The organism is Nocardioides sp. BE266, assembly GCF_031457855.1.
In the GTDB taxonomy this organism is placed as follows: Bacteria; Actinomycetota; Actinomycetes; order Propionibacteriales; family Nocardioidaceae; genus Nocardioides.
In genome coordinates, this window is the sequence record NZ_JAURTI010000002.1 from 832,916 (window position 1) to 855,840 (window position 22,925).

Below are 22,925 nucleotides of genomic sequence, written 5' to 3' on the forward strand. Positions count from 1 at the left end.
ACGGGCCCGAAAACTGTGGGAAAGAGTCCGGGTTCTTTTACCTCGGGGTAACCCCATCGAGGATCGGCTGTGGATCGCCGACCAAGAGTCTTGACCCATGTCCCGCATCGCCCTGATCCCCGTCGCAGTCATCCTGGCTGCTGGTTCGGTCGTGGTCGGATCGGGCGGCGCCGGGTCGGCCGAGCCGGTCCACACGTCGGTCTCCCAGCAGGTCGACATGGAGATTCCCTCCACCTCCCGCTGATCGCCCCTCTATGCTCCTTCGCATGGCGCACGACGTACTGGTGGTTGAGGACGAGGAAGACATCGCCCTCCCGTTGATGCGCACCCTGGAGCGTGAGGGCTACGACGTCAGCCGAGTCTCGGGCGGTGCGGACGCGGTGACCTTCGTCGTCGAGGAGGGACCCGCCGTGGTGATCCTCGACCTCGGGTTGCCTGACATGGACGGCATCGACGTGTGCCGTCAGATGAGATCCGGTGGCTACCTCGGCGGCATCATCATGGTGACCGCCCGCGCAGGTGAGCTCGACCGGGTCGTCGGCCTCGACGTCGGTGCCGACGACTACCTCGCCAAGCCGTTCGGCCTCGCCGAGCTGCTGGCGCGGGTGCGCGCGCTGCTGCGCCGCAGCGCCCACGTCGAGAAGGACGACACCACGGTGGTCACCTCCTCCGGCCTCAGGATCGACGCCGCCTCGCGGCGCGTGCACCTGGGCGACAAGGAGATCGCGCTCACCGCCAAGGAGTTCGACGTGCTGGCCGTCCTCGCCTCCCACCACGACAAGGTGGTGCCCCGCGAGACGCTGATGAACCAGGTCTGGGACCAGAACTGGTACGGCTCCACCAAGACCCTCGACGTGACGATCGGTCGCCTGCGCAGCAAGCTCGAGGCTGCCGACGCGGGTGAGCGGGTGGTCGCCATCCGAGGCGTCGGCTTCCGCTTGGAGACCGGCAGCTAGGGGTGCGCGAACGGCTCACCCTGGCCTTCGTCGGGCTCACCCTCGCCCTGCTGGTGCTGGTGGGGGTCGTGCGTGGCGTGTGGCTCTCCCACTCGGTCCGCGAGGACGAGCTCGACACGCTCGGCGAGCACGCCACCCAGGTGGCGATCGTCTTCGACCGGCGATTCGACAGCGGGCTGCCTGTGTCGTCGCTCCAGCTCCAGGACCTCACCGACACCGACACCCGGCTCACGGTCAGCCACCCCAACTCGCCCGACCTCACCGCGACGGGCGACCAGTTCCGCGACGACGACGTCCGGGGCGAGCAGCTGCTCGTCAGGAGGACCGTCGGCGAGACCACCGTGGTGGCGCTGCAGAGTGACGCCCACGTGCGGGCGAGCACGCAGGACCTCGTCGTCTCGCTGGTGGGCATCATGCTGGTCGCGGTGCTGCTGGCCATCGGCTTCGGGCTGGTGATCGCGCGCCGGCTCTCGGAGCCGTTCGCCGCGCTGGCCCGCAACGCCGAGGCGCTGGGCCGGGGGCGCTTCGACATCGACCTGCCCGACTCGAACATCCCCGAGGTCGTCGCGCTCGGCGCGGCCCTCAAGACCAGCGCGCAGAACCTCGAGCACGAGTTCCAGCGCAACCGCGAGTACGCCGAGCTCGCCAGCCACGCGCTGCGCACCCCGATCACCGCGCTGCGACTCGAGCTCGACGAGCTGCTGGTCGGCCGGGACCTCGACGACGACACCCGGCTCGCGCTCACGCGGTGCCTGGCCGGTGTGATGCGGCTGCAGGACACCATCGGCGAGCTGGTCGACGCGGGTCGCGGCCGCGGCCTCCTCGGTCGTACGACGGTGCCGCTGCACGACCTCGCGCGCGCCCTCGAGCGCCGGTGGAGCCAGCGGCTGCCCGACACGTGCGAGGTCCGGACCCGGGTGGAGCAGGGCGGTGACCTCACCGTCCTCCCCGGACCGGTGGAGCAGGTCCTCGACAGCGTGCTCGCCGACGTGTGCGCACACGGCACCGGACCGGTGACGGTCCGGCTCGAGGCCGAGGAGAGCCACGTCCGCATCTCGGTCACCGCGCGGCCCCAGAAGACGCCCCCGTCCGAACGCCCCGACGCCGACCGGGGTGCCTCGATCACCGAGGTGCTGGGCGGTCGCTGGGAGGGTGACGCCCTCGCAGGTGGTCTGGACATCCTGCTGCCCCGGCGCTGACGCTTCTTTACCAAGCGTCACAGGAGGGCCACCATGCCCCTATGGGCACCCTGGCCCCATGGAGGAGGGTTCAGGACCTCGGGAACGACGTGCCGCACGCCCCGGGGTCGCAGCCGCGCGCCGCGCTGGAGCTGCGGGTCCACGGCGTGCACGGCACCTCGCCGGCCTCGATGCTCGGGGTGAAGGACCCTCGCCAGGTCGCCGGCGACGGCATCACCGGCGTCTTCCGCGCCGGGGGCGAGCTCCCGCGACGTGAGCTCCGCCCGGGGCACGCGGTCGAGGCGTACTCCTGGGGTGCCCTCACCTCGGCGGTCCGCGGAGCGCTCGGCTGGGTGCAGCGGGTCCTCTGGCTGGGCCTGCTGCCCTTCGCGCTCGTCAACCTCGCCTACTGGGCCCGCCTGCACGTCGGCACGGACACCCGTACGGGTCGCTGGGGCGCTGGTGCGGTCCGCTGGGCAGCCCTGCTGCTCACCATGCTGATCGTGCTGACCACCTGCCTGATCTCCCTCGACCTCGTCGCGTGGCAGTGCTACCGGGGCGGGACCAAGAGCTGTGACGTGCTGCCCGACCGGCTCGACTTCATGATGATCCTGGCGCCGAGCCAGCGGCTTGCGGTGGCCTCGCTCGTGCCGCTCGCGGCGATCGGGCTGATGTGGTTCCTCTCCCGCCAGACGCTGGCCCGCTACGAGGCGTCCACCGACCCGTACGAGCTCGGCCGGGCCAGGGCCGAGCGGGACGCGGCCGAGCGGGCCCGCGCCGCGCGGGCGGCCGAGCAAGCGAGCGTCCCCACCCCGGCGTCCGGTCCGACCGCTGCGCCGGCCGGCACGCCCGCGGCCGACGAGCGGTCCCGCCTGCGGCGGTTCTGGGCCTGGGTGATGGGGGACGGCGAGGTGGAGCAGGTCCGGGACGCCCACCTGCTGCAGCTGGCCCGGTTCTGGTCCTCGACCCGGCGCACGGTGAGGCTGCAGGCGATCCACCTGGCCGCCGCGGTCGCGACGCTGATGGCGTACCTCGGGGTGCAGCAGTGGAAGGTCACGGGCCACCCGAACCCGTGGGCCGTGGCGGGGTTCGCGATCCTGCTGACCTGCTTCGTCGCGGCGGCGCGGCTGCACCCGCAGGACGTGGAGTACTTCGGGCCCCGGGTCGACGAGAAGGGTCCGCACGACGTCTGGGCGCCGTGGCTGATGCGGCTGTCGGTGGTCCTCGTGCTCACGCAGCTCGCCTGGCTCGCCTCGCCCTCGGTGGCCGAACGGTCGCGCGTCGACTGGAACTCGGGCATCGGCTGGTGGGGCCACAACTTGTGGTTCATCGGCACCTTCGTCGCCCTGTCCGCGGTCAACATCGCGGTCTTCGCCGCGGGACGGATGAAGCCGCGAGGAGCCATCGCGACGATCGCGCTCTTCGTCATCGCGGTCATCGTGGCCGCCTGGGTGAGCGTGCGCAGGGAGGGCGTCACGGAGCGCGTCGAGGTCGCGCTCCTGCTGGGCGGTGCCCTCCTGCTGGCGATCGGGTTCTTCGTGTGGATGCTGAGGTGGCAGTGGCGGCAGGCGCGTCCGAGCCGCCGGCTGTGGGCCAAGGCCTGGTACGGCGGTGCCCCGGCGGTGCTGATCGGCGCCGCGGGCTGGATCGCCCTGCTGTTCACCACGGCTGCGGTGACCGCGGCCGCGGAGTACCTCAACGGCCCGGACCAGTCGGTCTCGGACCTGACCTCGGACTGGGAGACCGTGCGGGACTCGACGGCGCCGACCAACGCCACTGCCGGTGCGAGGGACGACACGATCCGGCTCTCGGAGGGGGCCGTGCTGCGTGACGGCATCGTGGTGCTGCCGTCGTCGCCGCAGAGGCCGGCGCAGCTGGTGCGTGGCGTCATCGTGGTCGACCGTGCCGAGGTCCTCGCCGCGGTGGACCTGACCAAGCCGCTGCGGGACACCGTCGTCTACTCGGGTGTGCTCGGCCTCGAAGACACCACGCTGGAGGTCATCGACACGTGCTGGGTCGCGTCGTCGATGGATCCGCCGCCCTCGTGCCACCCCGACACCGACCAGTTCGAGTCGGCTGCGGAGGTGCCCGTGAAGTCGCAGGAGCTGGTGGTGGCGCCCGGGGGTCGCATCCGCCTCGCGGTCGCCGACCCTCCGACGACGCCGCTGGTGGTGCCACAGGTGCTGATCTGGGCTCCGATCGTCCAGGTGTTGTGGGCCCTGCTGGCCGCCCTCGTCGCCGCGGGCTGCTTCATCCAGCTCAAGGCGCGGGTCTACGGCCGGATCAAGCTGTTGGCGCACCTCGACGGTGTGCCGACGGAGTCGCGCAACGAGATCCGCCGCAAGCGGCTGCGCGCGGCGTACGCCCACCGTGCCGAGCGGCTGCTGGAGCTGCTGGGAGGCGTGACGGTGGCGTCGGTCCTGCTCCTGCTGTGCCTGTCCGCCACGGGGATGCCGCCCAACGTGCTGGTCAGCACGCTGCTCCCCGACTGGCGCAGCGACCTCCCGCACCTGCTCGCCAGCGTCTCGCTCTACGTCGTGCTGGGTCTGAGTGCCGGCTTCGTGCTCCTCAGCAGCTACGTCCGGCGCTCGGAGGCGACCCGCAAGGCCGTGGGCATCCTGTGGGACCTCACCACCTTCTGGCCGCGCGCGGCCCACCCGCTGAGCCCACCCTGCTACGCCGAGCGGGTGGTCCCCGAGCTGTCCACGCGGATCCGCTGGGCGCGCCAGCACGGCGCATCGGTGGTGGTCTCCGGCCACAGCCAGGGATCGCTGATCGCGGCGGCTACCCTCATCAGGCTCGACGAGGAGGAGCTGAAGGGCGTCACGTTCGTCACCTACGGCAGCCAGCTGCGTGCGCTCTACGGCCGCGTCTTCCCGTGCGTCCTGGGGCCGGACGTGCTCGGCTACGACCCCACCGACGGCGCGCCGAAGTTCAACGACCCGCGGCCCGACGCCCCGCGGCTGCTCACGACGTACCATCCCCACCCGCCCGGCAAGGAGCCCAGGACGCTGTGGGACCTGCTCGGAGAGGACGGCTGGTACAACTTCTTCCGTCGCGCCGACCCGCTGGGCTGGCGGGTCTTCTCCGACGAGGACTCCACCCACGACGTGGTGACGCCCGAAGTGCCGCCGCGGCGCGCCGGCGACCCCGGCCCGACCGTCGCGACGCACAGCGGCTACCAGCACACGGCCGAGTACCGCGGCGTCGTGTGCACGTGGCTGCGGGAGACCCTCGTCGAGGAGGCCGACTGGGAGATCGGGCAGGTCAAGCCGCTGCCCGAGCCCTGACGGCCACGATTTCCCGTACGACGCTCAGCCGGCGTTGTCGGACGTCACGGTGTCGCCGGTGGCGGGCTGCTGGCAGTCGGCCCCGAAGGTGTGCGCGACCGAGCTGCCCCAGTCGGTCGAGTCGGCCTGCACCTGGAAGTGCAGGTGAGGGCCGGAGGAGCGCCCTGTGTTGCCCGACAGGGCGAGCACGTCTCCCTGCGCGACCACGTCGCCGACGTTGACCCGGACCTCGTTGGGCTTGAGGTGGAAGTACCAGCTGGTGAACCCGCCCGCGTGGCGCAGCCGGACGACGTTGCCCCAGTAGTCCCGGGAGTCCGCCGGGACGGTCGTGCTGCTCGGGCTGATGTTGGTCGTCAGGCTCTCCTGCACCCACTCGACCGTGCCCGAGCGGGCCGCGCGCACCTCGGTGCCCTCGTCCATGTCGAAGTCGAACGCCCAGGCCTGGACGCCGGTGTGCGAGTCGGGCGGGGTGCTGTTGTTGCCCTGGCCGACGCGGCGCGAGTCGCCGCCCTTCCACGGGTACTTGTAGGCGCCGAACGGGTCATCCTGCGCGCCCAGGGACGCGATCCGCAGGCCGCGCGGGAAGTAGGCGCCGTCCTCGGTCGAGAAGTCGACCTCGCACCGGCGCGAGCTCCACCACTGCTCACCGGAGCCGGGGCGCCACACGGCGGCGTACCTCCCGTCCTCGCTCCACAGCGAGGTCAGCCGCAGGCCTTCGGCGAAGAACTGCCGGTCGAAGGCGGCGAACTCCCCGAAGGACAGCCCCCACTTGACCCACTGGGTGCCGGTGCCAGGCTGCCAGACGGCGGCGATCCGCCCGTTGCGCATGAACAGGGACGTGACCCGCAGACCTTGGGGGAAGAAGACCGAGTCGTGGCCCGTGAACTCGTCGTCGGTCATGCCCCACTTGACCCACTGGGTGCCGGTGCCGGGGCGCCAGACGGCCGCGATCCGGTCGCCGTGCAGGACGAAGGTGGTGACGCGCAGGCCTTGCGGGAAGAAGTTCGCGTCGTGGGCCTTGAACTCGTCGTCGGTCATGCCCCACTTGACCCACTGGGTGCCCGTGCCGGGGCGCCAGACCGCGGCGATCCTGCCCTCGTGGAAGGCGAGGGAGGTGACGCGGAGCCCCTGGTGGAAGAACACGGCGTCGTGGGCCTTGAACTCGTCGTCGGTCATGCCCCACTTGACCCACTGCGTGCCGGTGCCGGGCTGCCAGACCGTGTTGAACGCGATGTCGCCCATGTCCGCTCCCTCGTGCCTCGAGATCTCGGGTCCTCCATCGTGCGCGCCACGCCTCCGGGCGTCGAGCAGCGCTAGACCGGTGCGCGGCCGGGCGGTTGTCCACAACCTTTACCTGGGCTCTGTTTGTGCCGCTCGAGTCTGGGTAGCGTCACCGGTGCACGTTCTCGGGAAGCAGGGGCACCACCATGGCCACAGATCGGCTGGATCGCGCGACCGCGCTCGCGCGGCCCGATGCCCACGACGACCTCGTGCGCCAGCTCGACGGGCAGCTGCGTGAGCGGGTCCGCCGCGAGGGTGTCGACCCGCAACGCGAGGCGGTCGTCGTACGCCGCATCGCCGAGGACGTGGTTCGTGACCACGACCAGCTGAGCCTCACCGGCGCCGTGGCGCCCGTCGCCGACGACGGCGCGATGGTCGGGGAGCTCGTCGCCCGGGTGGCCGGGTTCGGCCCGCTGCAGCCGTTCCTGGACGACCCCGAGGTCGAGGAGATCTGGATCAATGACCCCAGCCGGGTCTTCATCGCCCGGCGCGGGCGCCACGAGCTGACCAACCTCCGCCTCGACGCGGCACAGGTCAACGAGCTCGTCGAGCGGATGCTCAAGTCGAGCGGGCGGCGCCTCGACATCAGCACTCCGTTCGTCGACGCGATGCTGCCCGAGGGCCACCGCCTCCACGTCGTGCTCGAGGGCATCACCCGAGGCTTCACCGCGGTCAACATCCGCAAGTTCCTGTTGCGCGCCCACCGGCTGTCCGACCTCGTCGCCCTCGGCAGCCTGACGCCGCAGGCCGCCCGGTTCCTCGAGGCGTCGGTGCGGGCCGGCCTCAACATCCTCGTCGCCGGCGGCACCCAGGCCGGCAAGACCACCATGCTGAACTGCCTGGCCGCTGCCGTGCCCGGTGGCGAACGGGTGGTGAGCGCCGAAGAGGTCTTCGAACTGCGCTTCAGCCACCCCGACTGGGTCGCGATGCAGACCCGTCAGGCCGGGCTGGAGCAGACCGGTGAGATCGTGCTGCGCGACCTGGTGAAGGAAGCGCTGCGGATGCGGCCGAGCCGGATCCTCGTCGGCGAGGTGCGCGCCGCGGAGTGCCTCGACCTGCTGCTCGCCCTCAACTCCGGCCTGCCCGGGATGTGCACGCTCCACGCCAACAGCGCCCGCGAGGCCCTCGTGAAGATGTGCACTCTGCCCCTGCTCGCGGGCGACAACATCTCGGCGCGCTTCGTGGTCCCGACCGTCGCGACGTCCGTCGACCTCGTGGTGCACCTCGGCGTCGACGCCGACGGCACCCGGCGGGTCAACGAGATCGTCTCCGTGCCGGGTCGGGTCGAGGCCGACGTGATCGAGGTCGAGCCGATCTTCGTGCGCGATGCGGCCGGGCTCCGGCGTACGGGCGGGGTTCCGGCCCGGACCGATCGCTACGAGCGCGTCGGCATCGACGTGCACCAGGTGCTGGCCGCCGACCGCGGGCCGGGTGAGCCCTGATGGGTGCGCTCGTCGGGCTCGGCGTCGGTGTCGGGCTGATGCTGGTGTGGGCAGCCTTCGCGCTGCCGCGAGCGCCGCGGCAGGAGGCTCGCGCACCGTCCGCCCTCGCGCGGCTGCTCGGCCGGGCCGGGCTGGGCGACGTGACGCCGGCCGGCGTGGTGACCCTGTGCGCGGTGCTCTTCGCGGTCGTCTTCGCGCTCGTGCAGGCCGTGTCCCGCACCGCACCGATCTCGTTCGCCTTCGCCGCGATGGCGTCGTACGCCCCGATCCTGGTGCTGCGGCAACGGGCCACACGGCGGCTGCGCGACTTCGCCGAGGTCTGGCCCGAGGCTGTCGACAACCTGGCCAGCGCCGTGCGTGCGGGGCTCTCGCTGCCCGATGCCGTGTCCGCGCTCGGCACCACCGGGCCGGAGGCGCTGCGGCGCGACTTCGCGCAGTTCGCCCTCGACTACCAGGTCACCGGGCGCTTCGGCGAGTGCCTCGACCGGCTCAAGGACCGGCTCGCCGACCCCGTCGGCGACCGCGTGGTCGAGGGCCTCCGGCTCGCGCGTGAGGTCGGCGGTGGCGACCTCGGCCGCCTGCTGCGCAACCTCTCCGGCTTCCTCCGCGACGACGCCCGCACCCGCTCCGAGCTGGAGTCGCGGCAGGCCTGGACGATCAACGGCGCGCGCCTCGCGGTGTCCGCCCCCTGGATCGTGCTGCTGCTGATGTCGTTCCAGACCAGCGCGATCCGCCACTACGCCTCGCCCGGCGGCGTCCTCGTCCTCGGCGTCGGCTTCACGGTCTGTGTCGTCGCCTACTGGGCGATGATGCGCATCGGTCGGCTGCCGGTCGAGAAGCGGATCCTGTCGTGAGCACCCTCGTGTGGGGCGCGCTGCTCGGCGCGATCGGCGGCTCCGGGCTCGTGCTCGTCGTGCTCCGGGTGAGCGTGCTGCGCCGACCCCAGCTCTCCGAGCGGGTCCTGCCCTTCCTGCGCGACCTGCCGCTACGCGACCAGGCCCCGGTGCTCCGCACCTCGTCCTCCTCGCCCACCTCGGCAGCCGCCGGCATCTTCGGGCCGGTGCTGCGCTCGGCCGCCGACGTCGTCGAGCGGGTGATGGGCGGCAGCTCGTCCGTACGCCGCCGCCTCGAGCGCGCCGGCATCGACCGCACTGTGCAGGAGTTCCGCATCGAGCAGGTCCTGTGGGGCCTGGTCGGGTTCGGCGCGGCCGCCGGGCTCAGCCTCGTTCGCACCCTCGGCGGGGTGGGCAGTCCCGGGTCCGCGCTCGTGTTCTGCGTGCTCGGCTTCGTCCTCGGCGTCTTCATGCGCGACAACCGGCTGAGCACCCAGGTGAAGGTGCGCGAGCGGCAGATCCTCACCGAGTTCCCCACGATCGCCGAGCTGCTCGCGTTGTCGGTCGCGGCGGGGGAGAGCCCGGTGTCAGCGCTCGACCGCGTCGTCCGACGCAGCAACGGCGCGCTCTCCCAGGACCTCGCGGCGGTGCTCGGCCGGGTGCGCACCGGCGAGCCCGTGGGCCAGGCCTTCGAGTCCCTCGCCCGAACGACCGGCCTGCCGATCGTCGCGCGCTTCGCCACCGGCATCACCGTCGCGATGGAGCGCGGCACCCCGCTCGCCGACGTGCTGCACGCCCAGGCTGCCGACGTACGGGAAGCAGGGCGGCGGCTGCTCATCGAGACGGCCGCGCGCAAGGAGATCGCGATGATGGCGCCCGTCGTGTTCTTCGTGCTCCCCGTGACGATCCTCTTCGCCTTCTACCCCGGCGTGCTCGGCCTGCGGCTGACCACGCCCTGACGCGCTTCCACACGAAAGGACACACCCATGCAGCACTTCCTCCTCACCCACCTCCCGGCGGCCGGCCGCGAACGCGACGAGCGCGGCGACGTGCCCGGCTGGGTCATGGTCACGCTGATGACCGCGATCGTGGTCGCGGCGCTCACCCCGTTCGTCGGCGACGAGCTGCGCGGCCTGCTCGAGCGGGCCTTCGCGATGGTCAGCGGCTGAGGCAGCCGCGTGTCGCGTCGCTCGCGCGGTGAGCGCGGAGCCGCAGTCGTGGACTTCGTCATGGTCCTGCTGGTCCTGCTCCCACTCGTGGTCGGCATCCTCCAGCTCGCCCTCGTGCTCCACGTCCGCAACACCCTCGCCTCGGCTGCCGCGGAAGGTGCCCGCCACGCGGCCGTCGCCGGTTCCTCGGCGGGTGCCGGGCAGGCGAAGGTGCAGGAGCTCGTCGACGGCGCGCTCTCCGAGGAGTTCGTCCGGTCGGTGACGGTGCGCCCGGCGCTGGTCGGAGGCGCGCCCGGCTACGAGGCCGTCGTCGAGGCCGACGTCGGCGTGCTGGGGCTGGGCGGACCGGGCGTGCACGTGCGCGTGGCTGGACACGCCGTGGCCGAGACCAGCGAGGCGCAGCCGTGAGGCGGCGTGACGAGTCGGGCTCGGCGCTCGTGGAGTTCAGCTGGCTGGCGATCATCCTGCTCGTCCCGCTGATCTGGGTCGTGATGTCGGTGTTCGAGGTGCAGCGCGGCGCGTTCGCGACGACCGCCGCTGCACGTGCCGCCGGCCGGGCGTACGCACTCGCCCCCGACGACGCGACGGGCGAGCGGCGGGCGCGGGCCGTCGTCGAGCAGGTGCTGGCCGACCAGGGCACGCCGGGGCAGCAGGCGCGGGTCGACATCTCGTGCGAGTCGCCGGAGGGCAGCTGCCACGTCGGCACCGCCGTCATCACCGTGCGCGTCGACTCCGGCGTCGACCTGCCGTTCTTCCCGGCCATCGTGGGCAAGGGAGCCGCGACCTTCTCCCTCGACGCGACCCACACGGTGCCCATCGGGCAGTACGTCGAGAGCACATCCGATGACGACGACCAGGACACCGACCCGGAGCCGGAGCGATGAGGCGCCGCGACGAGGGCGGACAGGTCACGCTGCTGATCATCGGGTTCGCCGGCATCCTGCTGATGGCGATCGTCGCCGTCATCGACGCGTCCGCGGCGTACCTCCAGCGGCAGGGGCTCGACAACCTCGCCGACGGGGCCGCCCTCTACGGCGCCGACCTCGGCTCGTCCGGGATCTACGAGGAGGGGCTGGGGGAGGGCCGCCTCTCCCAGCGCGACGAGGCGGTGCGGGCCGCGGTGCAGGACTACCTCGCCCGGGCGGGCGCCGCGCGGAGGTTCCCCGGCGTCGACGTCGGCGTGCGCGTGGACCCGGCCGGCCGGTCGGTGACGGTCCGCCTCGAGGCGCCGCTCGACCTCCCGCTCACCGTTCCCGGGTCACCGAGCAGCCCGCGGGTGGCGGCCAGCAGCACGGCCGCGGTCACCGTGGAGCCGGGTGAGTAGACCGACTTTCGAGTGATTCTGCCAAGGTTGCCTTTACAGCGTCTCGCGTGGCCTAGCATCCGCCCATGACCACGGGGAAGCCCTTCACCAGCCATGTCCGAACGAGCCTGCGGCGCGGCCGCGGACCTGCACTTGCGGCCGGAGCCGCCCTCGCGCTCAGCATCCTCGCGCCGGTCCCGGCGGCCTCCGCGGCCGACCCGGGAAGCATCACCGGCGTCGTCACCGACGACACGGACGCACCTCTGGCGGGCATCGAGGTCACGGTCTACGACCTGAACCCCTCCACCGGCGACGTCGTCGTGGACACTGACACGACCGGCGCTGACGGCACCTACCTGCTGGAGGGCATCGACGCCGACCCCTACTACAAGGTCGGGTTCCGCGATCCCGACGGCGTCTGGGCGACGGAGTACTACGACGACAGCATCACCCCGGTGGCCGGCGCGCCGGGCGCGCAGTGGGTCCCGGTCACCGACGGCGGCGTGACCGAGGACATCGACGCATCCCTCGAGCCCGGCGCAGAGGTCAGCGGCGGCGTCACGGTCGGCGCCATCACCCCCGTGCAAGACGGTCGCGTCGACTTGTGGTGGCGCTACGCCCAGGCCTCCTGGATGAGGGTCGGCAGCTACGACATCGTGGACGGCGCCTACTCGATCCCCGGTGTTCGAGAGGCGTCCTACCGCCTCGACTTCACCGACTACGGCACCGGCGCCACGCGATCCGTGCCCATCGCGGTGTTCTCGGGAACCGATGCGCACATCGACGCGCACCTCGGCGGCGTGGTGGCGAATGCCAGCGTGCCGACGATCTCAGGCACGCCGCAGGTCGGCCAGACGCTGACCGCCGCCTCCGGCTGGACGCCGGCGGACACGACCGTGACCTACCGGTGGGTCGTCGGCGACGACACCTCGCCTGCGGACGACCCCACCGGCCCGACGTACGTCCCGACGGCTGCCGACCTCGGCAAGGCCATCCGGGTGCAGGCCACCGGCACCCACGGTGCCGGCTGGATCTCCGCGACTGCGTGGTCTGCTGCGACCCCGGCCATCACGCTGGCGCCGCTGCCGGTCATCGCCAACACCACCCTGCCCACCGTCAAGGGCAAGCTGCGGGTCGGCAAGGTCGTCCGGGTCACCAAGGGCGCCTTCACGCCGTACCCGCAGGATCTCGACTACGTCTGGTACGCCAACGGCAAGGTCATCAAGAACGCCCACCGCCAGTGGTTCAAGCTGACGAAGAAGCAGAAGGGCAAGCGCCTGACCGTGGAGGTCACGGCCTCCGCGCCGTCCTACCAGCCGGTCACGGTGCGCACCCCGCGCACGGAGAAGGTCCGCCGCTGACCTGGTCCGGCGGGGTGAAGGTCGTCACTCACTCCACCCCGCCGGATGGACGCGATCGGGGGCTACCCGCGAGTCGCCAGTAGCGTCGAAGCATGACGGAGACCTGGCCCGGATCGGCCTATCCCCTCGGTGCCACCTATGACGGCAGCGGGACGAACTTCGCGATCTTCAGCGAGGTCGCCGAACGCGTCGAGCTGTGCCTGGTCGACGACCACCCGCGCAACAAGAAGAAGCGCAAGGAGACCCGGGTCGAGCTGACCGAGGTCGACGCGTTCGTGTGGCACGCCTACCTGCCCGGCGTACAACCCGGGCAGCGCTACGGCTACCGCGTGCACGGGCCGTGGGACCCCGACAACGGCCTGCGCTGCAACCCGAACAAGCTGCTGCTCGATCCCTACGCCAAGGCGACGGTCGGGGAGTACGACTGGGACCCCTCGGTCTTCTCCTACCAGTTCGACGAGCCCGAGACGACCAACGACGACGACTCGCTCGACCACGTGATGCTCGGCGTGGTGATCAACCCGTTCTTCGACTGGGAGGGCGAGCGCCGCCCGCGCACGCCCTACCACGAGACGCTGATCTACGAGGCGCACGTCAAGGGCCTCACCCAGCTCCACCCCGACGTGCCGGACGAGCTGCGCGGGACGTACGCCGGCATCGCCCACCCCGCCGTGGTCGAGCACCTGACCCGGCTGGGCGTCACCGCGATCGAGCTGATGCCGGTGCACCAGTTCGTCCAGGACGACGCGCTCGTGCAGAAGGAGCTGCGCAACTACTGGGGCTACAACACGATCGGCTTCTTCGCCCCGCAGGAGTCCTACGCCGCGACGAAGGGCCTGGGCCAGCAGGTCCAGGAGTTCAAGGCGATGGTCAAGGCGATGCATGCGGCCGGCATCGAGGTCATCCTGGACGTGGTCTACAACCACACCGCCGAGGGCAACCACCTCGGGCCGACGCTGAGCATGAAGGGCATCGACAACGCGGCCTACTACCGCCTCGTCGAGGACGACCTGCAGTACTACATGGACTACACCGGCACCGGGAACTCCCTCAACGTCCGGCACCCGCACTCGCTCCAGCTGATCATGGACTCGCTGCGCTACTGGGTGACCGAGATGCACGTCGACGGCTTCCGCTTCGACCTCGCCGCGACGCTGGCCCGCGAGTTCTACGACGTCGACAAGCTCTCGACCTTCTTCGAGCTCGTGCAGCAGGACCCGGTCGTGAGTCAGGTCAAGCTGATCGCGGAGCCGTGGGACATCGGGCCCGGCGGCTACCAGGTCGGCGGCTTCCCGCCGCAGTGGACGGAGTGGAACGGCGCCTACCGCGACACGGTCCGCGACTTCTGGCGCGGCGAGCCGGCGCTGGGCGAGTTCGCCTCGCGCGTCGCCGGGTCCTCGGACCTCTACGAGAACTCCGGCCGACGCCCCTTCGCGAGCATCAACTTCGTCACGGCCCACGACGGCTTCACGCTGCGCGACCTGGTGTCCTACGACGAGAAGCACAACGAGGCCAACGGCGAGGACAACAACGACGGCGAGAGCCACAACCGCTCGTGGAACCACGGCGTCGAGGGCCCGACCGACGACCCGCACGTCAACGCGCTCCGCTCCCGCGAGCAGCGCAACTTCATCACCACCCTGCTGCTCAGCCAGGGCGTGCCGATGCTCCTGCACGGCGACGAGCTCGGCCGCACCCAGCAGGGCAACAACAACGGCTACGCCCAGGACAACGAGCTGACGTGGGTGCACTGGGACCAGGCCGACGCCGGCCTCGTCGAGTTCACCGCCGCTGTCTCCCGGCTGCGCCGCGAGCACCGCACCTTCCGGCGCCGCCAGTTCTTCACCGGTCAGGCCGACGAGTCGGGCCTCGACGACATCGTCTGGCTGCACCCCGACGGCCGCGCGATGGCCGACGGCGATTGGGAGTCGGGCCAGAAGTCGCTCGGGATGTACCTCAACGGCGACGCCATCAACACCCGCGACTCCCGCGGCAAGCCGGTCACCGACGACCACTTCCTGCTCTTCTTCAACGCCGACGGGCCGTGCGAGGTGACCCTGCCCCCGGCTGAGTACGCCGACGCGTGGGACGTGCTGATCGACACCGGCGGGGTCGCCGACGACCGGGGCACGTGCGCCGCCGGGACGACCCTCCCGATGGGGGAGCGGTCCACGCTGGTCCTGCGCCAGCACGTCGAGGCCGAGCCCGAGGAGACCGACCGCTCGGTGGCCGCATCACTGAGCACCCCGGCGGGAACAGAGGCGCCGTGAAGCGCGGCCCGCACAGCACCTACCGCCTCCAGGTCAGCCCCGACTTCACCCTCCACGACGCCGCGGCGGTGCTGCCGTACCTCCACGACCTCGGCGTCGACTGGGTCTACCTCTCGCCGCTGCTGGCCTCGGAGCCCGGCAGCACGCACGGCTACGACGTGGTCGCCTTCGACCACGTCGACCCCGAGCGGGGAGGCGAGGAGGGGCTGGCCGCGCTGTCCGCGGAGGCGCGGCGTCTCGGCATGGGCGTGCTCGTCGACATCGTGCCCAACCACGTCGGCGTCGCGACGCCGGAGGAGGACCCGTGGTGGTGGGACGTCCTCAAGCTCGGCCGCGAGTCCGAGCACGCGAACGCCTTCGACGTCGACTGGGCCGCGGGTGACGGGAAGATCGTGATCCCGGTGGTCGGCGACGACGACGAGGGCTCGATCCGGGTCACGAAGAACGAGGTGCGCTACCACGACCAGCGCTTCCCGCTCGCGCCCGGCACGACCACCCTCGAGGAGCAGCACTACGAGCTCGTCCACTGGAAGGCGGCCGACGAGGAGCTCAACTACCGCCGCTTCTTCGCGGTCAACACGCTCGCCGCGGTGCGCGTCGAGGACCCCGAGGTCTTCGCCGAGACCCACGTGGAGATCAAGCGGTGGTTCGACGAGGGCCTCGTCGACGGCCTGCGGGTCGACCACCCCGACGGCCTGCGCGACCCGCGGCGCTACCTCGACGACCTCGCCGCCCTCACCGGTGGCGCCTACGTCCTGGTCGAGAAGATCCTCGAGCCGGGCGAGGACCTTCCGACCGACTGGGCGACGTCGGGGACGACCGGCTACGACGCCCTCGCGCTGGTCGACCGGGTGCTCACCGATCCCGCGGGCGAGGCGCCCCTCACTGCGCTCGAGGACCGGCTGCGCGGCACCACGGTCGACTGGGAGCGGATGGTCCACGACAACAAGCGCGCCGTCGCCGACGGCATCCTGCACTCCGAGGTCCTGCGCATCACCCGCGAGGTGGCAGCTCACCTGGCTGGTCGAGTAGCCGCCGAGGAACGAGGCGGCGTATCGAGACCCACCGACGACCAGGTCGCCGACGCCCTCGGCGAGCTGCTGGCCGCCTTCCCGGTCTACCGCTCCTACCTCCCCGAGGGCCGCGACCACCTCGACCAGGCCTTCGCCCGCGCGCGTGCGGAGCGCCCCGATCTCGCAGCGACGTACGACGTCCTCGAGCCGGTGCTGCACGACGAGTGGGGCCAGCCGGCCCGGCGCTTCCAGCAGACCTCCGGCATGGTGATGGCCAAGGGCGTCGAGGACTGCTCCTTCTACCGCTGGTCGCGGCTGACGTCGCTCAACGAGGTCGGCGGCGACCCGTCGATCTTCGCCATCGGCGTCGAGGCCTTCCACGAGGCGATGGCCGCGCGGCAGCGCGACTGGCCGGACGCGATGGTCACCCTCTCCACCCACGACACCAAGCGCGGCGAGGACGTCCGCGCCCGCATCACCGTGCTCGCGGAGGAGCCCGGCCACTGGGAGCGGGCGCTCGACGAGCTGCTCCGCCTCGCACCGGTCCCCGACCCGGGCTTCGGCTCGCTGCTCTGGCAGGCAGTCCTCGGCGCGTGGACGCCCGAGCACCTGCCCGACCTGCGCGAGCGGCTGCACGGCTACGCCGAGAAGGCGATGCGCGAGGCCGGCGACCGTACGACGTGGACCGAGCCCGACGAGACGTACGAGGCGGCGGTGCACGCCGCGGTCGACGCACTCTTCGACTCCGACGAGGTGCGCGCCGTGCTGGCCGACCTCGCCGCCCGGGTCGAGGAGCCCGGCCGCTCCAACGCGATCGCCGCGAAGCTCGTCGCGCTCACCATGCCGGGAGTGCCGGACGTCTACCAGGGCAGCGAGCTCTGGGAGACCTCGCTCGTCGACCCCGACAACCGCCGGCCGGTCGACTTCGATCACCGCACCGCGGTGCTGGCGGGTGAGGCGACGGACGACGCGGTCGACAAGCTCCACGTCACCTGCTCCGCGCTCACCCTGCGCCGCGAGCGGCCGGACCTGTTCAGCGGCTACGCGCCGGTCAGCGCAACGGGCGCGGCCGCCGGCCACGTCATCGCCTTCGACCGCGGTGGCTCGATCACCGTCGCGACCCGGCTCCCGGTCGGGCTCGCAGCCGCGGGCGGCTGGCGCGACACCCGGCTCGACCTGCCGCCGGGTCGCTGGCACGACGTGCTCACCGGGGTCGACACCGACGGCCACCTCGCCGACCTGCTCGCCACGCACCCCGTCGCCCTCCTGGTGAGGAAGGACTGATGCGCGGCCCGTACGACGTCTGGGCGCCGCGGCCCGAGCGGGTACGGCTCACCCTGGCCGGCGAGGTCGTCGAGATGACCCGCGCCGCGGATGGATGGTGGGCGCCGGCCGAGCCCGTGCCCACCACCGACGCGGCGGTCGACTACGGCTACCTCCTCGACGACGACCCCGACCCGCGCCCCGACCCGCGGTCGCGGCGGCAGCCCGACGGCGTGCACGGGCTCTCGCGCCACGAGCCGGTGACGTACGAGTGGGGCGACGCCTCCTGGACAGGCCGCCAGCTCGCGGGGTCCGTGCTCTACGAGCTGCACGTCGGCACGTTCACCCCGGGCGGCACGCTCGACTCCGCGATCGAGCGACTCGACCACCTCGTCGACCTCGGCGTCGACCTCGTCGAGCTGATGCCGGTCAACGCCTTCAACGGCACCCACAACTGGGGCTACGACGGCGTCGGCTGGTACGCCGTCCACGAGGGCTACGGCGGCCCGGACGCCTACCGGCGGTTCGTCGACGCGTGCCACTCTGCCGGGCTGGGTGTCGTCCAGGACGTGGTGCACAACCACCTCGGCCCGTCGGGCAACTACCTCCCGCTGTTCGGGCCCTACCTCAAGGAGGGCCGCAACACTTGGGGCGACCTGGTCAACCTCGACGGCGAGGGCTCGGCCGAGGTGCGGCGCTACGTCCTCGACAACGTGCGGATGTGGTTCGAGGACTTCCACGTCGACGCGCTGCGGCTCGACGCCGTGCACGCGCTCAGCGACACCTCCGAGGTCCACCTCCTCGAGCAGATGGCGATCGAGACGGCGACCCTGTCGGCCCAGCTGCGCCGGCCGCTGACCCTGATCGCGGAGTCCGACCTCAACGACACGCTGCTCGTGAAGCCTCGGGAGGCCGGCGGCTACGGGCTCGACGCCCAGTGGAGCGACGACTTCCACCACGCGGTCCACGTCGCGCTGAGCGGCGAGACGACCGGCTACTACGCCGACTTCGAGCCGCTGGACGCGCTGGCCAAGGTCTGCGAGCGCGGCTTCTTCCACGACGGCACGTTCTCGTCGTTCCGCGATCGCGACCACGGCCAGCCGGTCGACACCGCGCGGATGCCGGCCTGGCGGCTGGTCGTGACGGACCAGAACCACGACCAGATCGGCAACCGGGCGAGGGGCGACCGGCTCGCCGAGCACCTCGACGACGACCAGCTGGCCTGCGCCGCGCTCCTGCTGCTCACGGCGCCGTTCACCCCGATGCTGTTCATGGGCGAGGAGTGGGCGGCCTCGACGCCGTTCCAGTTCTTCACCTCCCACCCCGAGCCCGACCTGGGCCGGGCGACCGCCGAGGGGCGGATCGCTGAGTTCGAGAAGATGGGCTGGGACCCCGACGTCGTCCCCGACCCGCAGGACCCCGGGACGTTCGAGCGGTCGAAGCTGGACTGGGACGAGCGCACGACCGGTCGCCATGCGGTGGTGCTCGACTGCTACCGCCGGCTACTGCGGCTGCGGCGCGACCTCGAGCAGCTCACCGACCCCGACTTCGCCGCCACGTCCTGCACCGTCGAGGGCCGGCTGTTCACGATGCGCCGCGGCGACCTGCTCGTCGTGGTCAACGCGGGCGAGGAGCCCGCGGCCACGGAGGTGGGGGACCGGACGGTCCTGTTCGAGACGCCCTCGGGAGTGACGACGGAGGGCGGCACGCTGCGCGTGCCGCCCGACGGTGGTGCCCTGCTGGGCTGAGGCGCGTCAGACGCCTTCCTGCACCTGGAAGATGCGGTCGGCGACCAGGCCGTGCGCCTCGCGGTGCACGGTGTTGGCGGCCTCGGCGTTCGGGGCCTCGACGAGGCAGAAGATCTGGCCCTTCTCCTCGTCGACCCAGTAACGCTGGTAGCTGACGTCGTGCGGGCCCTGGGTGGCCAGGTCGGCCTGGTGGGCCTTGGCGACGTCGTCCATCGTCACACCGTCGCCGAGCGAGTGGACGTCCATGAAGAGAGGCATTGCAGTTCCTTTTCGTTGGGTGTCGTGCTGACTCCCCCAGTGGACCGCGCAGACCCCCTCCGGCTCATCGGTAGTCGCTACCCAGAAGAGCCGTCGGCACTACCTGTCTCCAGCTCACGCCGGCTACGTACGCCGACCTTGCCGAGGATCGCGGCCACGTGGTGCTCGGCGGTGCGCCGCGAGATGACGAGGGTCTCGGCGATCGCGGCGTCGCCCAGTCCGCGCGCCACCAGCGCGAGCACCTCCTGCTCGCGCGGGGTCAGGCCGTGCGGGTGGCTGCTCGCTTGGGTCGCGCGCGGGACCGGCGCGCCCAGCGCCTGCAACGTCGTACGGGCACGGGTGGCTGCGGCGCTCGCGCCCATCCGGTCGAAGATCCGCACCGCCTCGGTGACCAGCTCCGCGTCGCCGCTGCGGGCCAGCGCGAGCGCCTGCTCGAAGGGCGACTCCAGCGACTCCCACAGGTCCGCGGCCTCGGCCCAGCGACCCTCCCGCTCCAGGACGTAGGGCGGTGCGATCGGCAGGCCGGCGTCCACCTCGGCGGGCAACCACGTCGCCACCTCACCACGGTGCCACGGGCAGTCGACGTCCTCGACGTAGGACCAGGCGTGGGTGGCGACGTCGGCGATGGTCGCCTCGTCGCCCGCGATCCACGCCGCCTCGCACCGGGCTGCCGCGGTGGGCCCGATGCGTTGCGCCTCGGCCATCGCCTCCGACATCTCGACCGCCTGCGCGAAGGCCTCGTCCGGAGAACCGGTGCCGGCACGTACGTCGAGCTGGGCCAGCACCAGCAGCGGCTCGAGCGACCCGACCGCGCTGGAGCCGCCGCGCATCACCGCGGTGGCGTCGGCGCGGGCCTCGGCCTCCTCGCCGCGGTCGAGGTGCAGCCGCGAGCGCCAGCCGCGCAGGTAGCCCGTCCACGAGTCGAGGTCGCGGTCGATGCAGTAGGTGAGTCCCTCGTCGAGCCAGCGGAACGCGTCGGCGTGGCGCCGCTGCGCGACCGCGGTGGAGGAGAGGTTGCAGTAGGCGCGCGCCGCGTGCTCCTGGAGGTTGGCGGCGCGGGCACCCTCGAGCGACTGCTCCAGCATCCGCTTGCCCTCCGTGAGGTCGCCTGCGGTGATCTCGATGGTGCCGAGGTTGTTGAGCGCGTGCACCCGGACCTCCTGGCCGGTGCCGTCCGGCAGCACGTCGAGGACGGCCAGGGTGCGCTCGCCCCAGTCGCGGGTGGGCGCGAGCTGGGTCTTCAGCATGGACAGCCCGGCGCGGTTGCTGAGCGCCATCGCCTGCTCGACCGAGTCGGTGCCCTCGAGCAGCTCGACGGCACGGTCGGCGCACTCGCGGGCCTCCTCGTTGTGGCCGGCGAACCACTGGAGCCGCGACTGGCAGCGCCACGCGTCACCGACGCGAAGGTCGTCACCGAGGGAGTCCCACAGGTCGCGCGCGCGACCGACCGTCTCGATCGACTCCTGGATCCGGTTGGTCAGGTAGTACTCGTAGCCGAGGTCCCACAGCAGCTGGGCGCGGTCGCCCGTCGGCAGGTCGTCGCCGTGGCGCAGCGCGCGCTCGTACTGTCGCGACGCCTCGCGGTGCGCCCCCAGCTCGGCCGCCCCGGCCGCCGCGTCGCGGGCGTGCACGAGGACCGCGGCGCCGTCACCGGCGGCCTCGGCGTGGTGGGCCAGCCGGGCGGGATCGGCGCCGCGCCCGGCGAGGGCGGCGTACAGCCGGCGGTGCAGGTGGACCGCCCGCCCGGCCGGCACCTCCTCGAGCACCGCGAGCCGGGCCAGCTCGTGGCGGAAGAGCACGTCGTCGCCCGAGCGCCGCAGCAGCCCGCGCGTGAGCGGCTCGTCGAGGGTGGCGAGGCCGTCGTGGAGCAGCGGACCGAGCACGTCGGCCTCGGCGCGCGAGCCGGCGAGCGCCACCAGCTCGAGGGCCCGCTGGCTGCCCTCGTCGAGGCGGGCGACCCTCGCGAGGACCGCGTCGCGCACGGTCTGCGGCAGCTCGCCCCGCGAGGCGAGCGCCTCGGTGACGAAGAACGGGTTGCCGCCGGTCACCGCGTGCAGCTCGGCTGTCGCACCCGCCGCGAAGGCGCCGTGCTCGGCGGCCAGCTTGGCGACGCCGTCGACGGTGAGCGGGGAGAGGTCGATGCGCCGCGTGCCGGTGGCCGACGCCGTGTCGCCCAGCAGGACCCGCAGCCCGTCGCCGACGGTCGTGTCCTCGGGGCGGTAGCTCACCATCACCAGCGCGCGGCACGCGTGGATGCGTCGCGCGAGGTGGCGCACCAGGTCGAGCGTCGCCTCGTCCGCCCAGTGCGCGTCCTCCACCACCAACAGGTACGGCGTACCGCCGGGCGGGTCGCGCAGCGCGGCCAGCACGTTGGCGAACAGCTGCGAGCGCGAGGCGCCGTCGGGCCACACGCCGTCCGGGAGGTCGGGCAGCATGTCGACGAGCGGGCCCAGCGGCGGCGGCGTCGCCGAGCCGTCGCACCAGCCCACCGCAACCTGCGCCTCGGCCATGCTGGCGACCCCCTCCAGGAAGGACGTCTTGCCGACTCCGGCCTCGCCGCCGACGTACACCAGACGCCCGTGCCCAGCGGCCGCGTCGGCCAGGTAGCCGGCGGCGGCCTGCAGGTGCTCGTCGCGCTCGAGGAGCGTCATGGAGCCGATGCTAGATCGGTGGCAACTTTTCCGGGAGTGCGAGAGTCTCCACCGTGCAAGGGCCTTCAGGGCCGCAACCCACACCCACGGGGACCACTCATGAACCGCTTCACCGCCTTCACCGCGGCCGCCGCCCTGGCCATCGCACCGCTCGCCCTCGCGACGCCGTCGACGGCCGCGCCCGCCAAGGCCGGCTCGTACACCGTGACCGCCAAGGTCAACAAGACGATGGCGATCGGCAAGGAGACCACCATCAAGGTCAAGGGCCGGGTCACCCCGAAGGCCGCCGGCCAGAAGGTGATCCTGCAGCAGCGCGTCGGCAACAAGAAGTCGTGGAAGGCCACCGGCGACGCCAAGATCAAGTCCAACGGCACCTACAAGCTCACCGACGTGCCCTCGACGGCCGGCAAGCGCCAGTACCGCGTGGTCAAGCCGGCCTCCAACGGCATCCGCAAGGGCGTGAGCAAGGCGCTCGACGTGGAGGTCTACAGCTGGAGCCCCCTGACCGCTCGCCCGGTCGGCCCGCTCCAGAACGTCGAGTTCAACGGCGCCACCATCGCCACCGACTACTACAGCGCCAGCATCGTGACTGTGACGCCCAACGTGAACGGGTCCATCGAGTACACGCTCGGCCGCAAGTGCCTGCAGCTGCGCGCGACGTACGCCCTGACCGACCAGTCCGCGAGCACCGCCAGCGGTGCCGTGGCGGTCTCCGCCGACGGCGTCGTCCTCGCCAACCCCTCGCTGAACGTGGGCACGGTCGTCCAGCAGACGCTCGACATCGAGGACGCCTTCCGGATCCGGTTCGACCTGGCCACCGCGGTCACCTCTCCGTCGGTCGCCTACACGGCCATCGGCTCGCCCGAGGTGCTCTGCACCGCCTGACGCAGGTCCGCACACCAGTCCGCA

The 22,925-nt window shown here is 72.0% G+C and carries 19 protein-coding genes; 16 read left to right on the forward strand and 3 right to left on the reverse strand.

The window, feature by feature from the left end; genetic code table 11:
- Positions 1–97 precede the first annotated feature (97 nt).
- Genes J2X46_RS08365 through J2X46_RS08380 form a run of 4 tightly spaced genes read left to right on the forward strand, consistent with a single transcriptional unit; the run spans position 98 to position 5,424 of the window.
- Positions 98–244, forward strand: a complete 147-nt coding sequence (locus tag J2X46_RS08365; protein WP_310249084.1) for a hypothetical protein — start codon at positions 98–100, stop codon at positions 242–244.
- Between the two features lie 22 nt (positions 245–266).
- Positions 267–956: a response regulator transcription factor gene (locus J2X46_RS08370; RefSeq protein ID WP_310249086.1), complete on the forward strand. Its 690-nt coding sequence runs from the start codon at positions 267–269 to the stop codon at positions 954–956.
- Positions 957–958: 2 nt separating this feature from the next.
- Positions 959–2,155 carry a HAMP domain-containing sensor histidine kinase gene (locus J2X46_RS08375; protein ID WP_310249089.1) on the forward strand — a complete coding sequence of 399 codons (1,197 nt, stop codon included), beginning with the start codon at positions 959–961 and terminating at the stop codon, positions 2,153–2,155.
- Between the two features lie 41 nt (positions 2,156–2,196).
- Positions 2,197–5,424 (forward strand): hypothetical protein, encoded by a 3,228-nt coding sequence (locus J2X46_RS08380; protein ID WP_310249091.1) that lies wholly within the window; start codon positions 2,197–2,199, stop codon positions 5,422–5,424.
- A 24-nt stretch (positions 5,425–5,448) separates the two neighbouring features.
- Here the strand turns inward: J2X46_RS08380 and J2X46_RS08385 are convergent, their stop codons facing one another.
- Positions 5,449–6,666 (reverse strand): M23 family metallopeptidase, encoded by a 1,218-nt coding sequence (locus tag J2X46_RS08385; RefSeq protein ID WP_310249093.1) that lies wholly within the window; start codon positions 6,664–6,666, stop codon positions 5,449–5,451.
- A gap of 185 nt (positions 6,667–6,851) precedes the next feature.
- Between J2X46_RS08385 and J2X46_RS08390 the strand changes: the two genes are divergently transcribed.
- The 11 genes from J2X46_RS08390 to treZ all read left to right on the forward strand — a co-directional run bounded on the left by J2X46_RS08390 (position 6,852) and on the right by treZ (position 19,107).
- Positions 6,852–8,147, forward strand: a complete 1,296-nt coding sequence (locus tag J2X46_RS08390; RefSeq protein ID WP_310249095.1) for an ATPase, T2SS/T4P/T4SS family — start codon at positions 6,852–6,854, stop codon at positions 8,145–8,147.
- A complete protein-coding gene (locus tag J2X46_RS08395) occupies positions 8,147–9,001 on the forward strand; it encodes a type II secretion system F family protein (RefSeq protein ID WP_310249097.1) in 855 nt (284 codons plus the stop codon). The genes J2X46_RS08390 and J2X46_RS08395 overlap by 1 nt, the downstream gene beginning before the upstream one ends.
- Complete coding sequence (locus J2X46_RS08400) at positions 8,998–9,939, forward strand: type II secretion system F family protein (RefSeq protein WP_310249099.1); 942 nt, start codon at positions 8,998–9,000, stop codon at positions 9,937–9,939. Before J2X46_RS08395 ends, J2X46_RS08400 begins: the two co-directional genes overlap by 4 nt.
- Positions 9,940–9,966: 27 nt before the next feature.
- On the forward strand, positions 9,967–10,149 hold the full coding sequence (locus J2X46_RS08405) for a hypothetical protein (protein WP_310249101.1): 183 nt from the start codon (positions 9,967–9,969) through the stop codon (positions 10,147–10,149).
- A gap of 9 nt (positions 10,150–10,158) precedes the next feature.
- On the forward strand, positions 10,159–10,557 hold the full coding sequence (locus tag J2X46_RS08410; protein ID WP_310249102.1) for a TadE/TadG family type IV pilus assembly protein: 399 nt from the start codon (positions 10,159–10,161) through the stop codon (positions 10,555–10,557).
- Positions 10,554–11,033: a hypothetical protein gene (locus tag J2X46_RS08415; RefSeq protein WP_310249104.1), complete on the forward strand. Its 480-nt coding sequence runs from the start codon at positions 10,554–10,556 to the stop codon at positions 11,031–11,033. The genes J2X46_RS08410 and J2X46_RS08415 overlap by 4 nt, the downstream gene beginning before the upstream one ends.
- On the forward strand, positions 11,030–11,473 hold the full coding sequence (locus J2X46_RS08420) for a Tad domain-containing protein (protein WP_310249106.1): 444 nt from the start codon (positions 11,030–11,032) through the stop codon (positions 11,471–11,473). Before J2X46_RS08415 ends, J2X46_RS08420 begins: the two co-directional genes overlap by 4 nt.
- A gap of 65 nt (positions 11,474–11,538) precedes the next feature.
- Complete coding sequence (locus J2X46_RS08425) at positions 11,539–12,813, forward strand: hypothetical protein (RefSeq protein ID WP_310249107.1); 1,275 nt, start codon at positions 11,539–11,541, stop codon at positions 12,811–12,813.
- Positions 12,814–12,905: 92 nt separating this feature from the next.
- Entirely contained in the window at positions 12,906–15,083 is a 2,178-nt protein-coding gene (gene glgX, locus J2X46_RS08430) for a glycogen debranching protein GlgX (RefSeq protein ID WP_310249109.1), read from the forward strand.
- Complete coding sequence (treY, locus tag J2X46_RS08435; RefSeq protein WP_310249110.1) at positions 15,080–17,380, forward strand: malto-oligosyltrehalose synthase; 2,301 nt, start codon at positions 15,080–15,082, stop codon at positions 17,378–17,380. The genes glgX and treY overlap by 4 nt, the downstream gene beginning before the upstream one ends.
- Positions 17,380–19,107 carry a malto-oligosyltrehalose trehalohydrolase gene (treZ, locus tag J2X46_RS08440; RefSeq protein ID WP_310249111.1) on the forward strand — a complete coding sequence of 576 codons (1,728 nt, stop codon included), beginning with the start codon at positions 17,380–17,382 and terminating at the stop codon, positions 19,105–19,107. Before treY ends, treZ begins: the two co-directional genes overlap by 1 nt.
- A gap of 6 nt (positions 19,108–19,113) precedes the next feature.
- Here treZ and J2X46_RS08445 read toward each other — a convergent pair whose 3' ends face one another.
- Both J2X46_RS08445 and J2X46_RS08450 read right to left on the reverse strand, forming a co-directional pair.
- The gene (locus tag J2X46_RS08445; RefSeq protein ID WP_310249112.1) at positions 19,114–19,365 is read right to left on the reverse strand and encodes a DUF4242 domain-containing protein; all 252 of its coding nucleotides are present in this window, start codon (positions 19,363–19,365) and stop codon (positions 19,114–19,116) included.
- A gap of 77 nt (positions 19,366–19,442) precedes the next feature.
- Positions 19,443–22,016 carry an AAA family ATPase gene (locus J2X46_RS08450; protein ID WP_310249113.1) on the reverse strand — a complete coding sequence of 858 codons (2,574 nt, stop codon included), beginning with the start codon at positions 22,014–22,016 and terminating at the stop codon, positions 19,443–19,445.
- A gap of 99 nt (positions 22,017–22,115) precedes the next feature.
- Here J2X46_RS08450 and J2X46_RS08455 point away from each other — a divergent pair, with 99 nt between their 5' ends.
- Entirely contained in the window at positions 22,116–22,901 is a 786-nt protein-coding gene (locus J2X46_RS08455; protein ID WP_310249114.1) for a hypothetical protein, read from the forward strand.
- The last annotated feature ends 24 nt before the right edge of the window (positions 22,902–22,925 follow it).